Origin of the sequence: Sphingobacterium sp. UGAL515B_05 (assembly GCF_033097525.1) — a bacterium.
In the GTDB taxonomy this organism is placed as follows: domain Bacteria; phylum Bacteroidota; class Bacteroidia; order Sphingobacteriales; family Sphingobacteriaceae; genus Sphingobacterium.
The window spans coordinates 5,381,698-5,397,263 of the sequence record NZ_CP109907.1; the positions used below are offsets into that span (position 1 = coordinate 5,381,698).

General features: G+C 37.8%; 15 protein-coding genes. 3 read left to right on the plus strand and 12 right to left on the minus strand.

What is annotated here, in order from left to right; genetic code table 11:
• Window positions 1-259: 259 nt before the first annotated feature.
• Entirely contained in the window at window positions 260-571 is a 312-nt protein-coding gene (locus OK025_RS22535) for a hypothetical protein (protein WP_317666969.1), read from the minus strand.
• Window positions 572-793: 222 nt separating this feature from the next.
• Here OK025_RS22535 and OK025_RS22540 point away from each other — a divergent pair, with 222 nt between their 5' ends.
• Window positions 794-1,984 (plus strand): hypothetical protein, encoded by a 1,191-nt coding sequence (locus tag OK025_RS22540; protein WP_317666970.1) that lies wholly within the window; start codon window positions 794-796, stop codon window positions 1,982-1,984.
• Window positions 1,985-2,062: 78 nt separating this feature from the next.
• On the opposite strand, the gene OK025_RS22545 is transcribed toward OK025_RS22540, so the two are convergent.
• Window positions 2,063-2,416, minus strand: coding sequence for a winged helix-turn-helix transcriptional regulator (locus OK025_RS22545; RefSeq protein ID WP_046676278.1), 354 nt, complete (start codon window positions 2,414-2,416; stop codon window positions 2,063-2,065).
• A gap of 472 nt (window positions 2,417-2,888) precedes the next feature.
• On the opposite strand from OK025_RS22545, the gene OK025_RS22550 reads away from it, so the two are divergent.
• Window positions 2,889-3,947: a metallophosphoesterase gene (locus OK025_RS22550; RefSeq protein WP_317666971.1), complete on the plus strand. Its 1,059-nt coding sequence runs from the start codon at window positions 2,889-2,891 to the stop codon at window positions 3,945-3,947.
• 80 nt (window positions 3,948-4,027) lie between these two features.
• Here OK025_RS22550 and OK025_RS22555 read toward each other — a convergent pair whose 3' ends face one another.
• A complete protein-coding gene (locus OK025_RS22555; RefSeq protein WP_317666972.1) occupies window positions 4,028-4,420 on the minus strand; it encodes a DoxX family protein in 393 nt (130 codons plus the stop codon).
• A gap of 284 nt (window positions 4,421-4,704) precedes the next feature.
• On the opposite strand from OK025_RS22555, the gene OK025_RS22560 reads away from it, so the two are divergent.
• Window positions 4,705-5,238 carry an O-acetyl-ADP-ribose deacetylase gene (locus OK025_RS22560; protein WP_317666973.1) on the plus strand — a complete coding sequence of 178 codons (534 nt, stop codon included), beginning with the start codon at window positions 4,705-4,707 and terminating at the stop codon, window positions 5,236-5,238.
• Between the two features lie 12 nt (window positions 5,239-5,250).
• Here the strand turns inward: OK025_RS22560 and OK025_RS22565 are convergent, their stop codons facing one another.
• From OK025_RS22565 to OK025_RS22605, 9 genes are all read right to left on the minus strand, one after another.
• Window positions 5,251-5,724, minus strand: coding sequence for a hypothetical protein (locus OK025_RS22565; protein ID WP_317666974.1), 474 nt, complete (start codon window positions 5,722-5,724; stop codon window positions 5,251-5,253).
• Between the two features lie 427 nt (window positions 5,725-6,151).
• Window positions 6,152-7,672 carry a phosphoethanolamine--lipid A transferase EptA gene (gene eptA, locus OK025_RS22570; RefSeq protein WP_317666975.1) on the minus strand — a complete coding sequence of 507 codons (1,521 nt, stop codon included), beginning with the start codon at window positions 7,670-7,672 and terminating at the stop codon, window positions 6,152-6,154.
• The gene (locus OK025_RS22575; protein WP_317666976.1) at window positions 7,659-8,492 is read right to left on the minus strand and encodes a phosphatase PAP2 family protein; all 834 of its coding nucleotides are present in this window, start codon (window positions 8,490-8,492) and stop codon (window positions 7,659-7,661) included. The genes eptA and OK025_RS22575 overlap by 14 nt, the downstream gene beginning before the upstream one ends.
• A 158-nt stretch (window positions 8,493-8,650) precedes the next feature.
• Entirely contained in the window at window positions 8,651-9,001 is a 351-nt protein-coding gene (locus OK025_RS22580; RefSeq protein ID WP_317666977.1) for a hypothetical protein, read from the minus strand.
• Complete coding sequence (locus tag OK025_RS22585; RefSeq protein ID WP_317666978.1) at window positions 8,937-10,286, minus strand: Gfo/Idh/MocA family oxidoreductase; 1,350 nt, start codon at window positions 10,284-10,286, stop codon at window positions 8,937-8,939. Before OK025_RS22585 ends, OK025_RS22580 begins: the two co-directional genes overlap by 65 nt.
• Before the next feature lie 228 nt (window positions 10,287-10,514).
• A complete protein-coding gene (locus OK025_RS22590; protein WP_317666979.1) occupies window positions 10,515-11,102 on the minus strand; it encodes a hypothetical protein in 588 nt (195 codons plus the stop codon).
• Window positions 11,103-11,754: 652 nt separating this feature from the next.
• Window positions 11,755-12,201 (minus strand): VOC family protein, encoded by a 447-nt coding sequence (locus tag OK025_RS22595; RefSeq protein ID WP_088161445.1) that lies wholly within the window; start codon window positions 12,199-12,201, stop codon window positions 11,755-11,757.
• A gap of 78 nt (window positions 12,202-12,279) precedes the next feature.
• Complete coding sequence (locus tag OK025_RS22600; protein ID WP_317666980.1) at window positions 12,280-14,514, minus strand: TonB-dependent receptor; 2,235 nt, start codon at window positions 14,512-14,514, stop codon at window positions 12,280-12,282.
• A gap of 14 nt (window positions 14,515-14,528) precedes the next feature.
• A complete protein-coding gene (locus OK025_RS22605; RefSeq protein ID WP_317666981.1) occupies window positions 14,529-15,239 on the minus strand; it encodes a hypothetical protein in 711 nt (236 codons plus the stop codon).
• Window positions 15,240-15,566 lie beyond the last annotated feature (327 nt).

The following is a 15,566-nucleotide window of genomic DNA, read 5'->3' on the forward strand; positions in this document are numbered from 1 at the left end:
TCGAAGTTCGACTTTTTCGGTGGTTACACTCCTGTGCCGATGAGCAATTTACATATAAGCGAACAAAACTTAACCTGCTGCCTCCATGTGAAAAGGCTAATTGCAATAATCCTACAGGTACACTTTCACCAACAGCAATTCTGTTTTTATCAACTAATATGTTTCGCGACCTCGTATACTAATAATTTGGGAAACTCTATTTTCATCCAATATTAAAATATGGATTATGTGTGTCTATTCGATGAAAGTTAAATCTTCTTTAAGCCACATTGTATATTTTGATCTCAGGATTATTGCTCATTAATGGTTTTAATGCGGGGAGGATGATATTGTTATATAATTCTGTTGACAAAAAGGCCTCTGCATGTTCAAAGGTATCAAAGCCATATAGGAGCTGTATGTCCGCATCGCTGATGAGTAGCTCTTGTGTTTTAGCTCCCTTTATTTGTTCCGGAAATAAATCTTTGAATTTATTATAGGTACTTCCCAATTCTCCTCTATTAGAAGAATTCGCTTTTAACACAATTTGCAAATATGCTGTTGTCATTTGTTCCTTATTTTTATTGTCCATAATAGCATAACTTTTTTACTGACCTGATACGAATGGGGCGAAATTCCGCAATCCAAATCGCTCTAGAAACCAAACAGCATACAACCTAAGATCGTTTTAAATAAATTAATTTACATTCATTATCATAGCGAACTTTAAGTAATCATAAACATTTATACGATATGCATGTTAAATATAAAGGCGATATTTGTACGCTAACATTAAGATAAAATCTATCAACACATGATATCTTTAAAAATAACGCTGTCAACAGTTCTTTTCTTATTGATGGCGGCCACTTGTACTTCTCAGATTATTGACCGCGAACTAAAGGATCAAAAGCAAAATACTCAAAAGGAATTTTTTAAATTTATTAGTGAAATAGAAAGTAAGTTATCGGATTCCACACTAACGACTGAACAACAATTTGCATTGTTCGATCCAATTTTTGATTATGCCCATAGAGCGCACGGTAGTTTAACACAACTGCGCAAAAAGTATTTTCAAAAGATACAGCCGCCCCCAGCTGTCCTTAACGCAATTAGGTTTGATGGACATCCTTCCGAAGAATTGTCAAAAATGCTTGAAAATCCACAATTCACAACTGTGACATTATTGCAATGTTATCGTCCGCTTGAAATAGCCAGACTTATCAGTGGAATTATTCAACCTGTGATTTATCAGCAATCGAATACAGGAACAAACGAAGCTACAATAGCTTATACCTTTGGAAATCAAGTGTTCGCTAAACAATTAAAAGAGGATATTTGGCAAATTTGGTTAGTAAATAGGCTTTATATGCTTAGGTTTAACCTGAATCTACAAACTATGGTTATCGATCATTCGGAATATACGCTGCCCAATAAAGCGGAATATTTACGACTTCAGTTCCCGTTCGTAATTCAGAAGTCAGCCGATGAATTAGAGAAACTCTACCAAGAAATGGACGAAATACGCTGGAACAGCTATTCATCAACAGGTATACAGGAAGTCAGTCCTCAAGAATGGCAAGATACTATTGATAAGCGATTATCGGTTTTTTACCTAAAAAATCAGTCTCGTTTCATTAAAGTTCAAAATGAAATACTTAAAGAAACTGGGAAGGGAAACGATTTAGGTGCAAATTGGCAGGAACTAAAACTATCTCCTGATGAAAATTTAATGGTAGAACAAACATTAAAAAGTAATATACTTCAACCCGACGAAGCTGCACAGCAGCTATTTTCATTTTCAAATGGCATTATCCCTTTTAATCAAGATATTGACGAAATTGGAAAAAATGCAATGTCAGGGTTCTTACACTATATAGTTGGCCATGAAAAAGACCAGGTGTGGAAAATTAGATCTTTAGGCTATTCCATTGCCTTCGAATATACCTGGGATCTAAAACAAGGTCGATTTTCTGAAATAAAAATCTTTAAGAGACAATCATAGTGTAAATTTCCATTGCGCCCATAATAATCTTTTTTAATCTAGGTATTGATAAAAAAATTACAGGAAACAACGTTGCCGTTACGTTATCATTTTATGCTTGGCGCCCCATTTTTCCAATTGACACCAAATAGGGATAAGTTCTGCCGCAATCTCAGTCAATTGATATTCCACTCGGGGCGGCACTTCTGCATAAGCAATCCTTTTAACAAGTCCTTGCTTTTCCAATTCTTTGAGCTGCAAGGTGAGCATGCGATCGGTAATCCCTGTAATCAATTGTTTAATTTCACCAAACCGCAACTTTCCATGCTGCAATTTAGCAAGTATCAGCAGCTTCCATCGGCCGCCGATTTTACATACAGCATATGCTAAATCACATTCAATAATATACTGTTCATTAATCCTATTTGTCGAATTTTCTTTTCGTTTTCCCATGATTTAAAATTTCTTTAATAGCGTACAATCCGTTGCAAATAGGGACAAATTTAAAACTTCTACCCTACATCTGTGACACCACATTCGTCAATAATATGACACAAAACAAGAGGAGATTATAGGCTACAAAGCGTAATAGTCTTTTACTATGAAAATAATTTAACAATGAAATTATGATTACGAAAAAAAACACCTATTTTAGGTTTTGTAATCCAATTATTTATTCCAGATATGCCTGGTCCAAATTAGTTAAACTTCGAATATGCTCCAACAGTTCTATGCTTATCTAAAAATTTTAATGCTATTCATTTTTTTAGATCTTTTAATCTTCTTAAGAATTCGGACATTGTCAATTTGGAAATCCAATCCAAAGCTACTAAACATAGTCTGGTGGTCTGTCAGTATACTTTCCTATCTGTGCATATTTCTTAATTTATTTTTTAAATGGACTAGTTTTGAATCTGCCTGCTTCGTGTTTTTTCCGCTTTCGGCGCTTTTTGGTAAGATAATCTATCTTTTCTTTATCGGTATTGATACTATTGTATATACGTTCAAAATAATTAACAGACATTTTAAAAAAACTAAATCTTCGCCGAAACAGGCTGGAAATTTACCGCCTATAAAAAGATCAGATTTTATTGTCAAAAGCGGTCTTCTGCTAGCCAGTGTTCCCATCCTTGCACTTACACGTGGATTTGCCTTCAATTTGTATAAATATCAGGTCAACCACCTCGATTTAATCTTACCTAAGTTACCGAAATCATTTGAAGGAATTACTATAGCGCAAATTTCCGATATACATGCAGGTAGTCTATTTAATTCAACTGCTGTAAAAAAAGGGATCGACCTCTTGTTAGCGCAGAAGCCTGACATCATCTTTTTTACAGGGGATCTAATCAATGATTTTGCTACCGAAATGGAGGACTATTTATCCATATTTGATAAAGTGAAGGCCCCATTAGGCACATTCTCTATACTTGGAAACCACGATTATGGAGATTATCATTTTAACAGATATCATTTCTTTGATCAAATGAACTTGACCAGGGAACAAAATCTTTCAAATCTCAAATCCATTCATCAACAACTAGGCTGGCAACTACTTCTCAATGAATCGAAAGAACTGATACTGAATAACGAAAAGATTACCATTATAGGCGTCGAAAATTGGGGAACAAATAATCCCAAAAATTATGGGAATATCGATTTGGCCATGTCTAAAGTAGATAAATCTTCGCCCATCAACTTTATGCTTTCACACGATCCCTCCCATTGGCGCGCGGAGATCATACCCAAATATCCCACAATCGACGTCACTTTCAGTGGACACACACATGGGGGACAATTCGGCTATAACAACCCGAATTATCAGTGGAGCCCAGTGAAATATGCTTACCGTGAATGGGCCGGCCTATACCGTGAAAAGCATCAGGCATTGTACGTAAATGTTGGATTCGGTTATCTGGATTATCCAAGCCGAGTTGGGATACTACCGGAAATCACCATATTTCATCTGAAGAGTAAAGGTTAAAGCATTAAATACTTACTGTTCCTGATGAATCCATAATACAGTGTATATTTTCGGTTAACTCATTAAATTCATCACAGTTTTCAACACGATTTCAAATCAAATTTCCTATCGGCTGGTCTGAAATACCAAGAAGTAGCAATTAGAATAATATATAATAGTGCTGGAGCCATTAAAGCGAAAGAATCTCCCGATGCAATATGTGAACACAAAGCACCAGTAGCGGTAAAGAAAATACCCGCATATGCCCATTCTTTCCAGAGCGGCCTTTTGGGCCAAAGCAAGGCAACCACGGCTAAAAGCTTCCAGATCCCAAGTAAAGGAAGTATATAACTAGGATATCCCAAATGAGTAACATTTTGTATCCCACCTGCTCCTTCCGTTTGAATTTTAAAAATCTGTATGATAGCAGTTGACAATAATCCTACAGCTAACCATACGGTTGCTATCCAATAAATTATCCTATTTCTTTTCATAATGCTATGATTTAATTATTATACTGTTAATTACTTCACGTTAATAGTCACCGCTTCTATATTCAACACTTGGTCTTATTCTTATTTCCTAAAATATGCGAGGTCTTTTACCGACCGCTCCTTGTTATGTAGTTATTTGACTACAAATATAAGTGTAGCTATTTAACTACACTTATATTTTTTTTATTTTTTTACCTGAGACATTAACTTCAATGGCTATCCCCCTAATACACTGATTAGACCTGCTATTTTATTTTTCATATCTTTGAATTAAGATTAATCTTATGTCACATAATACCGATAAAATAACCGTAGTAAAGGGCGATATAATAAAAATTGCAGTCGATGTTATTGTAAATGCTGCCAACACGTCGTTACTTGGAGGTGGAGGTGTAGATGGCGCTATTCATCGCGCCGGTGGGCCGGAAATTCTGGAAGGATGCCGTAACATTGTTGCTAAACAAGGAGGCTGCAAGGTCGGTGAAGCCGTCATTACAACTGCAGGCAAGCTAGCCGCTAAATATGTAATTCATACAGTTGGCCCTGTGTGGAATGGAGGGAAAAATCACGATATTGAAAAATTAGAAAGCTGTTATTATAATGCACTCAAATTAGCTGTAGAGAATGGTTGCCATTCGATCGCCTTTCCCAATATCAGTACGGGGATTTACAGATTCCCAAAAGAACTAGCTGCTCAACTATCCATCCGCGTCATTACGCAGTTTCTGATGGCGGATACAACACTTACGGAAGTCAAAATAGTATGTTTTGACGATGATAACTTCCGGCTGATCAATCAACTAGTAATGCAAGCCTAGGGAAAAATTATCCTATTCCGTTTCAAATTCCCATATACATTCATAGGAAGGAACAGGCTTTTCGATGTGCGGAAATTGCAGTTTTTTGAGCTCCTTAATATTCTCGAAATCTTTATTTAAAAGCAAATAGATGCCTGTGTTCTTACTGATTTCTCCCAAAATTTCTGGGGTGATCTCTCTTTCTCGACTGTTGGCAGATATGATCATTTTCACAATTTGCTTTCCTGATGAAGTTATATACTGGTTCAGCTTATAGGGCCCCGGAATACCATCATTTTCATGAGATTGTCCTGCCAATACGTCATTGATATAGATAGCATAGTCTACATTTCTTATTTCATGATAGAGAAAGTATGATTTTACGACTGAGGCTATTCCGCTTTGAGATACTTCAGCAACCTCATCACTTCCCCTATCTTCATCCCTATTGTTACACGACATAAACAACACAACACTGTAGACAGCAATGACGATAATTTTTTTCATTTCGTATTTTCCCCCTATTTTTAAAAACTGCAGCAATATTCCTTTGACAAAGTTTCGAAGCCAATGTGACCAACAAGTTAATACCCCAATTTAAGGCCTTAAAACATGAGATTGCGGATGGCTATACAGTTTATTAAGATACAAATTAGTCGGAACAAAAAAGAGCTATCTCGGTTTATTTTTTTACAGGAGAAGTAAGAAAATCATAGTTAAATAGCGAGATTAATTTCCCTTCAATTTTATATCAACCATATTATTAATCCATTGGATCAGTATCTGTTTAAAACATTGGTTATCCAATATCCGGATTAACGTTTTTTGGAAGGAGCAATCATGACTCAGTCCCCTCCCAATACATCATATCGAACAATACCCGCTATCAGGCAGTACGCGCCGAGTTGTTTCACCCGGACGACCTTTATGCCCACTATTTGAAGATATCCATATTTTCATCGTAGATAGGACTCTTCATATCCAGAAACTTCAATACACTATGAAATACATGATTTTGCGTCAAAGTTTTATTTGGTTTCAGCTGTTTAGAGTTATCAGATACCCACACGATAAAAGGAATTTCGTATTGTTCTTTTGGAGCGATACTCATTGGCAAGCCATGCATATAGAGGTTATTTTCACCTAATGATTCCCCATGATCCGAGACGAAAAACATGGCACTGTTATATTCCTTCAAATTCTTTAGATCCTCAATCAGATTATGCAAAATATAATCTGTATAAACAATGGTATTATCATAAGCATTTATCAATTCTTCTTTAGAACAGTTCCCTAGCTCCACACTATTACACACAGGCTTAAACTTTTCGAATTGAGCGGGATATTTCTTGCTATATGTTGGTCCATGGCTTGTACTTGTATGAAGGACAACAAAAATTTTATCCTTTTTACTCGCTGATATCCTTTCTTTTAAGCCAGTTAAAAGTACCTCATCGTAAGCACATCCTTCGCCTTTGCAGGTTGTGGCGAGTTGATCGCTTGTTTCATATTCTTTAATATGTACCGGTGGCTCTCCCCAATTACTTGTTCGCCATATCACATCGACATCATTTCTGTAAAGGTAATTTGGCAGGATTTCGTACAAATCATCCGTATTTTTATGCTCCAATATACATTTTACTCCTGCTGTCGTATAGGTAGAGCAAGAAGTTGCATCAAAATGATAAAGATTTGGTGTCTTTGAAAGCAGAGGATTTGTATTCTTCTTATAGCCATACAACGAAAAATTATCCCTTCGAGCGGATTCACCGATAACAAGTACAACTACTGTCTTTTTGTGGTCAGTTATCGTCGCATCAGGCAATAAAATCTCTTTCTTATTTTTTTGATATTCATGAATATAAAAGCGTGAAATATTGACGGTATAAGACCAAGGCATGGCAAGTGCACCCAAAGTCTTTGAATTCTTATCGATCCAAAGCCAGTTACTTGCATTGGCAAATATCAAAATGACAATAAATAACAATGAAACGGAGGAAGTGATAAAAAACTTCCTTGGTTTATCCTTTACTATTTTAGCTTTAATGATGAAGATACTGGGTATAATACCAAGAAACACGAGATAGATGATCAGTTTCAGGGAAAAGAAACCACTAGACTCGGAGTATCGCGTATTCAATATATTACCGATCATCGTTTCATCTAAAATAACGCTATACGTATTCACAAAATAAACAGCGACTGAATTGATTAGAAAAAACAATACAAGTATAGCTTTCCCGAAACGACGAGAAAGGGAAAAAAATAGATAAAGTACAAAGGCATTCATGGTCAGCATCAAAACCATCAAACTACCGATCAGAACAATTCCGCCAAAACTCTTATAATCAATATTATTAAATACAAAAGTATAAAATGGAAAATGGAAGAATATAAAATTCAACACACTCATGAATATAACAAAATGGACTATTTTTAAGCTATTTTTTAGCATAAATGGTAATGATTTTATAAAGTGTAATAATTAAGCAGATAAATGTAAAATAAAATATTAGCAAATTATCATTAATTATTCTATTGACCAATACAATACTGAAAACGAGGAATAATAAAATGAAAATAGGATAATACCGTTTATTGCTCACCCAATTCCAAATTTTCAATTCCCGGCTTAGAAAAATACCCAATAGTCCCGAAAGGTATCCTATAATGCAGCCGCTCACAACGTCCAATGGATAATGTACTCCCAATGCTACCCGAGATAAAGCTAGTATTAGCCCAAGCGATGTTAAACTCAAAAACCACACTATTTTATAATTTAATCTTTTAGGGATGAAAGCGTACATGATGACAGTCAATGTGGTAAATATGGTAATGGAATGACCGGAAGGTAGACTATTGTGACCAAGGAGCATCTTCCCTGTAATCAAAAAACTAGTATGGTTAAATACTACGGCAGGTCGCGGAACAGCAAATATAAGTTTTAACAAGACTGAAAAGAGAGCCGAAATAAAAGATGCCGATAGCAGTGCTTCCCATAATTTGGGGCCATATAATACAAAAACACTCAAAAGCGACAGGCTAATTAAGCAATCTCCAAACTGTGTAAAGTTAGATTCAAGATTGGGATATTGCCCCAGGTAAGCGTTTATGGCGAAAAAACTGTTCTTCTGTATTCCCGTATAACCATGAATACTTAATGCTTTATTGAAATATAGAAATACTACAAGTAAAACTAATAGAAGAATAGGCAGAAAGAATAATGATTTTCTAAGCCTAGCATAATTATTTATTATCGTCGTATTGATATCCATCTTGCACTCGTCTTTTTAATCGAGTAAAGAACGGATTGAATTTTGTAGAAATTTAGAACTCGAAGTTCAGACAAGATGCAGCGATACAAGTAACCGGCATTCAATATTTAGCTCAGCCTAATGCTGGAGCATAAAGATTAAATGCCAGTTTCTGCTCCTTAGAGCTTGCCTCGTAATTGAGAAAAAGCATTGATAACCAAAGTCGGCTCCTCAAGCATAATATTATGACCGGATGCTGTTGTCGACAGGTGGATAAAATCGCTTGTGTTCGTTTTCAGTAATTCATGGGCATCAAACCAATCCTGACGTGTTTTACCATAAGCCTCGTCAGAAGCATTGTTTGCTTGATCTTTTTTCATACTCGTTATGGCGACAACTGGGATATGTGGCAGCATACCTTGTAAGGCACCGCCGACGAAAGAAACGATATACACAAGACTTTTATTAATAAGGATGCTGCCATGGGCTTCGATATGATCTTCGTAATAATTGAGTTGCTTCTGGGTCATCAACACATATTTTTTGTACTGGATCAAAAATCAAAGGACGATTTAACTTCATGGATAAGTTGGCCAAAATACAACTTGCTGTGGAGATATACCCCTCTTCAATATCCGCTACAGGGAGATGATTATTTTCAATTGCCGATAAAAGGTCAAGCATATGTTGTCTCGTTGCAGGAGCTGTATGCAATTCGATTCGGTGCTCCATCAAATCTTTAGGGAACTTCTCCTTTTCTAAGATAACATCCTGTCGAATGGGCTTGCCTTCTCCGATTGGAATAAATTCATATTTCATCACACTTCCCTTTAAGGTACCCTTGTCACCATATATCACAAATGCCCAAGGGTATTCAGGGTCTGCTGCTGCCCCCCAGGTTCTATGTTGCCAGACACAATTAAGATCTTCGTATTCAAATAAGGCTGTCTGCGTATCCGCGATCGTCGATTTCCCTTCTTTTTGAACATAAATCCCTCCTTTAGCGCTCACACTTTTTGGCCATTTAAGCTGCAGAAGCCAACGCACCGTATCAAACATATGCATTCCCATATCCCCGGTTATTCCATTCCCATAGGCCATAAAAGTTCGCCACCAGCCACCATGAGGCAAACCATCATAAGCCCGCAGAGGTGCTGGACCCGTCCAAAGTTCGTAATCCAGGAAATCTGGAACCGGCTCGATCGGTGGATTGCCGTTCTTTCGCATATGATAATAGCAGCACATTTCCACATGCGAAATCTTACCAAGTAAGCCACTATCGATCACTCGCTTCTTGGCGTCAATGAGATGGGCTGTACTTCTCCGTTGTGTTCCCACTTGAACTTTCCGGTTATATTTTCTTGCCGCACGCCATATAGCATCCCCCTCAAGCACATCAACACTGATGGGTTTCTGCAAATAGAGATGAGCACCCGAACGCATCGCATCAATAGCCTGTCTGGCGTGCCAGTGATCTGGTGTTCCAATGAGAATTAGATCGAATTTATGACTGGCGAGCATTTCCCTATAATCTTTATACAGTTTTGGAACTTTTTTTGAAATTTGACGCTCACTAACCAGCCGTCCAGCTTCCTGCAGCTGATTGTCGTCGACGTCACATAGTGCAACCACATCAACATCACGTACCTGCATTAAACGGAATAAATCACTTTTCCCATACCAACCTGCACCGATCAATCCGACCCGAAAATTTTTAATCGCATCACGAAATGAAAGCCCCTTAACTTCTAAGGCTGATAAAGTTAAAACTGCGCCCGCTCCTTGAATAAATTTTCTCCGATTTAGATTGACCATAGCCATAATTCATTGGTTTATTGCTTAATATAATAAAAATAAGAAATAAACAATAAAATATTGCATCAACAATTCCAATTATAGGGTGGATAATTGGGAAATTACGAAAGGAAAGGCTCGGAAGATATGGTTTTTATACGAATATCGGTGGTTGGGGAATGGAATAAATCTAAATGATGGACTAAGTCCCGGCTTTGGCTAAAGGTTCCGGGACCTAGTCAATTTTTCTTATAGACTAAAACTATTCAAAAAATTCTCTAATTCTTCAATTGCTACTTGATTTGCTGAAGAGACAGTTGCAAATCGATTTGATTCGAGGTATTGAATGCTAGTTAAACCATCATTTTCAAACATGCTCCAGTCAAAAGATGCCAGCCAACCTTTATAAGGCTTAACCTGCAATTTGGTTCCTAGGTCTTCAATTGATTTTAGGTCGATATAGTTCATTAAATTTAACTTTACCTGATCCGAACCTGGACCCGCTCCGTCGGTAACCATCAAATAAATATTTTGTTCTCCCTTCACATAGTTTGCCGTTGCATAAGATCCTGTCTCCGCGTCCTCAAAGGCCGTAACCTCTGTCAATTTAAATCCGTTTATTTCCGGTTTGAACTTCGTCTTGAAATCAGCAGAACTGATAGGCTTCATCTTTCTCAGGGCTGTTGCTAATTGTTCAACCTTCAATGAGTCTGAATTTATCTGCACATATTCAATGTGTTGAACGCCCAATTGCTCTCCGGCGAACACAATCTTTGAATCGGCCATACTCGCTAGGGCCGCACATACCATACTAATTCCTAAATAAGGATACTTCATATTATTATTGCTCTAATCTTTCTCCCCTATAAACAAAAAGCACACCATTCTTTTAATCTACGTACAGTATTTATTCAAAAGTAATGTAAATTCATATTGACATTATGTAGACACGAAGCTACAACAATCAGACTCACTGCAGGTTCTAAAAATAAAGGCACGGCTTTTGTAAACTACTAAGTAAAAAAAAGTATTATGAGAAGAACGCCTTACACCACATCTGTTATTATATTGCTCGTCCTATGTGTGATTGTACTAATGACCACATGTTCAAAAATTGCCTAAATTACATCCGGTTTGGGCAAAATTGTAAAACCATTCATGAACGTAATGACGAGTTCATCATGGAAAATAGAGTCTAAAAAAATAGATTCTTAGGCCTTCCTCATGGCTTTCATCAAGCAGATAAATTTCACTTTATTGATCAGGAAAGAACACAATCCGAACAGATTGTGCTAAACTTCGTTATTCCCACACGTATAATTACAAAAAAGCCCTAGAGCGGGGAACTCTAGGGTCTTAGCCATATATTAACCTATTTTATGAAAAGTATTTGTATCAATAACGTCTTAGTTTTCTATTTATTTTGTACAACAGAGAAATTTCTTAAATTTTCTTTTTTTCGCACAAAGGTTCGATTCAATCATTTACCTTATAGCGGTTGGGCTAAACCAATCAATAATCCCTCTACTCCTCTTAGATAACAAAGGCGATAAGCATTTTCGTATTGTACCACCTCCCCGACGAGGACAGCGCCATGATTGCCAATTAGCCTCCGCAGTACATCATCTAGATCTTCAACGGTAAACATTGCCCGCAAATAGCCCAAGGCATTAACCGGAGCATTTCTATGATCTGCAATTATCGCAGGATCAATAAATCTTGAAAGTTCTAATCGGCTATGTCCATCTGGTGTCACCATCATGGCGATCTCGACATGCTGCGCTCCGAGACCAGTCACTCTACCTGCCCATTCACCTTCAATCTGCGCTCGCCCTTCAAGATATAAACCAAGTTCTGAAAAAAAGGAAATCGCGTTGTCCAATGACTCCACCACGATACCCATATTATCCATTCGAAGTAACTTACTCTTTTCCATAATACATTATTTATTAGGAGTTATAATCCCTATTAAAGATACAAAGGAAAATTTTAAAGCTACCATCGCTCCCAGTCTTTAGAATTTATAACTCAGGCCCGCTTTTACCATAAAAGGCGTTCCAGGTGTAAAATGCAATTCAGAAACGGACTGCTGTTCATTTCTTAATCGAGTCTCGGTCTCAAACTGCGCTTCATTCCACTTGGTGTCAAATAAGTTTTGGACCTGCACCAAACAATTCCATTTTCCCAGGCCATAGTTTAGCAGGAGGTCATTGACAAAATAACCTTTAGCACGTACCGAATTATCTTCTATCGCTGGTTTTGTATTCATATAACGATAGCGCAAGTTGGCAGAAATGCCAAGCGGTAACTTCACAGATACCCCTCCTGTACTTGTTAAAGAAGGCACCAGCGGGATATAGTTTTCGCCTTCAGGTTCGTCAATTGCCCGCGCGTAAGCATAATTTATGTCGCTGTCAAAATACAACCAACGGCTAACTTGATAGCGTAAACTCAAATCTGCCCCCAGACGTTTCGTTTTCCCCGAAGGCTCTACGACAGCTTCATCCCCAACATACACAAATTCTTGCTGAAGATACAACCCCCATAAAGCAGGCTGAATAAAGAGGTTATCAGTTGGCTTCCAGATCAAGCCAAGATCTGCACCATAGGAAACGGGCATAATATCTTTTCCATGTTGTTCCATCACCACGCGGATATCATTGGAATGAAATCCCATACCCGTTTTCAAATATACTTGTGCGCGATGACTGAACGTATATCCAAAGTTAAGCTTTGGACTGATCCTTGTCGCGGAAGCCTCTTGTCCGGCGGGGTCACTTTTCAGCTTATCATGCAAGTTGAAAACCAAATGATCGACACGTATTGCAGGATTAATAGTCCATTTACCAATACGCCAATCAAGATTGCTATAGCCATGCAGATTCATTTCTACGCCCGAAATATGCGAAAGCCGATCCAATAATTCGTCGCGCTGATAGACATGGTTCAGTTGAAGATCTTTGATATCATCCACTCGGAGTCCAAAACCCGATGTCCAAGAAAGCTGACTATGATCAAACTGAAATTGGCGATTGTATTTGTTTTCGATACCATACAGGTATCGATTATCAACCTGCTCTATTTCATCGCCATGAATGGGATCTTTCAGAAAAAAAGTAAAATCGGAAAACAACTGAAATTTATAGCGCGACAAGTAAACATTGCTTTCCCAGCTTTCCTGATCACTGATCAGCGCACGGTATTGCATCGCCAAATTCATGCGGGATGTATTTCCGCCTTCAGTAGAATCGATCGACCCCCAACGGCTAATGAGTTCCTGCCGAACGGCCCGCTCCGGAATCTGACCCGATGCATTCCAACCCGAACTGAATATGGACCCCTGGAAATTGATATAATGTTTCCCATCGATCCACTGATTATACTTCGCAAATAGATTGACACGACTAAAATTTTGCTTGATGTCAAAAGGACCATTCGAATAATTGAACTCACCTGCGGCATAGGCATACTTATTCTGCTCATGATTATTCACCAGATTAAGCATGGCTACCGTACGCCAGGACTCAAAAGAACCCCCTTCAACCTTAAAAAGATTATGATCCAAATGATCCAAGGTTGTAAAATTAACATAACCCGATGTATTCAAATCACCTTTGTCTGCATAATAGGCCCCCTTGCCAAAATCAATATCTTTAACCGTTTCTGGAATAATAAAATGAAGATCTGCATATCCCTGACCATGCGCATGAGAGACCATATTAACTGGAATACCATCTGCAGTAACGGCAATATCTGTACCGTGGTCATTATCAAATCCACGTAAAAATATCTGCTCAGCCTTTCCACCGCCTGCATGCTGTGCTATAAAGAGCCCAGGAACTTTCCGCAATAGATCTTGCGCCGAATTAACAGGAATCTTACTTAAATCAACTTTGCTCAATGTTTTACTGCTATTGAATGCATCCACCTGAATTTGACTCAACTGCACTTCGTTTTTTTGCATCTCGATTTCAATAGGAGACTTTGCTTCTTTTAAGATGTACATCTGATCGAGATAGCCTATCCGGCTCAACAGTAAGGTGTCCGGAAATGTTCCCGGCTGTACGGAAAAAGCACCATTCGATGCAGTATGACTATGCTTTATTCCACGTTGGTAGCGTATATTGACTTCTTCTAATTGCTGTTTACTATCCTTATCTTTCACAGTTCCCTGAATTACATGTTGCTGTGCATAACTGTGGGTCGCAGCCAGTAGGCCTATAAAAAAGGTGATTTGACGTTTGTTCATATAATAGTTAAAAATTACCATCCCAGAAATAACATCCCCGCACCGCAAATTGACAGGACAGCGCCACTAATGGCGTGTACATATCGATCAAGTTTTTCGGTATCGAACAAGTTATAACCATAAATTCCCAACAAGACCATTCCGACCATGGTTACCACTGTCGTAATGGTAAAAGTGCTAATTAGGGTAATCACCTCCGTTATTGAGCGGTGTGCACCTGAAAAAAATAAGAGTGGTATCAATGGCTCCGATGGCCCCATGACGAAAATTGCAAATAATACCAAAGGCGTTACCTTTGTTTTTTGATGATGGTGATGATGCCCCGATGCGCTTTTCCCATGGGTATGTTCATGCACATAAACTTCATCGCCCATTACATCAAAATGCTTATGGGAATGCTTCTTTGACATTTTCCAGATCCCATAAATCAAATATCCAAGTCCAAAAATAAATAGTGCCCAACTCGAAACATTGCCACGCACGTCCTGTAACCAGCTGATTTTATTGAGCTGCCATCCGAGATAAACGCCAATAATCCCTAGTATGACCGAACTGAAAACATGTCCGAGTCCACATATAATTGTCCATAATATAGTTTTTCCCAACGACCATTTTTTCGATTTGGACAATACAATAAAGGGCAGATAATGGTCTGGCCCCGATGCAGTATGAAAAAAACTGATCGTAATAGCTGTAATAGCTAATGCATAAAGTGTTGTGTTCATATAAATGATTTAATAGCAAAGCAGATGATTAAGCTGCTTTCTTCAAGCAATGATTTGTTACATAGGTTATATAGTCGTGTATTGACTCAACCAATGATATTCACCAAAAGAAAAAGGGAATTAACCGAAAATTTTAAAGGAATGGTATAGGATACACTTGTCTGGCAGTCTGTTAGACAAATATTTATTTTGGAGTTCATAAAAACTATGCCACGACTTCTTATCCGTAAATAGCAAGAAAATAGGCAGAATCAGTCCCAAGGCACAGTGCCGAACGGCATATGCTAAATGTTGATCATAACTCAATTCGAATGAGCATTCTTCGAT

Excerpts from the sequence above, each read along its gene's own strand:
- OK025_RS22580 (WP_317666977.1), bottom strand. The coding sequence starts at position 9,001 with ATGACCCAGAAGCAACTCAATTATTACGAAGATCATATCGAAGCCCAT.
- OK025_RS22535 (WP_317666969.1), bottom strand. The coding sequence starts at position 571 with ATGGACAATAAAAATAAGGAACAAATGACAACAGCATATTTGCAAATT.
- OK025_RS22605 (WP_317666981.1), bottom strand. The coding sequence starts at position 15,239 with ATGAACACAACACTTTATGCATTAGCTATTACAGCTATTACGATCAGT.
- eptA (WP_317666975.1), bottom strand. The coding sequence starts at position 7,672 with ATGCTAAAAAATAGCTTAAAAATAGTCCATTTTGTTATATTCATGAGT.
- OK025_RS22590 (WP_317666979.1), bottom strand. The coding sequence starts at position 11,102 with ATGAAGTATCCTTATTTAGGAATTAGTATGGTATGTGCGGCCCTAGCG.
- OK025_RS22600 (WP_317666980.1), bottom strand. The coding sequence starts at position 14,514 with ATGAACAAACGTCAAATCACCTTTTTTATAGGCCTACTGGCTGCGACC.
- OK025_RS22585 (WP_317666978.1), bottom strand. The coding sequence starts at position 10,286 with ATGGTCAATCTAAATCGGAGAAAATTTATTCAAGGAGCGGGCGCAGTT.
- OK025_RS22575 (WP_317666976.1), bottom strand. The coding sequence starts at position 8,492 with ATGGATATCAATACGACGATAATAAATAATTATGCTAGGCTTAGAAAA.
- OK025_RS22565 (WP_317666974.1), bottom strand. The coding sequence starts at position 5,724 with ATGAAAAAAATTATCGTCATTGCTGTCTACAGTGTTGTGTTGTTTATG.
- OK025_RS22595 (WP_088161445.1), bottom strand. The coding sequence starts at position 12,201 with ATGGAAAAGAGTAAGTTACTTCGAATGGATAATATGGGTATCGTGGTG.
- OK025_RS22540 (WP_317666970.1), top strand. The coding sequence starts at position 794 with ATGATATCTTTAAAAATAACGCTGTCAACAGTTCTTTTCTTATTGATG.
- OK025_RS22560 (WP_317666973.1), top strand. The coding sequence starts at position 4,705 with ATGTCACATAATACCGATAAAATAACCGTAGTAAAGGGCGATATAATA.
- OK025_RS22555 (WP_317666972.1), bottom strand. The coding sequence starts at position 4,420 with ATGAAAAGAAATAGGATAATTTATTGGATAGCAACCGTATGGTTAGCT.
- OK025_RS22545 (WP_046676278.1), bottom strand. The coding sequence starts at position 2,416 with ATGGGAAAACGAAAAGAAAATTCGACAAATAGGATTAATGAACAGTAT.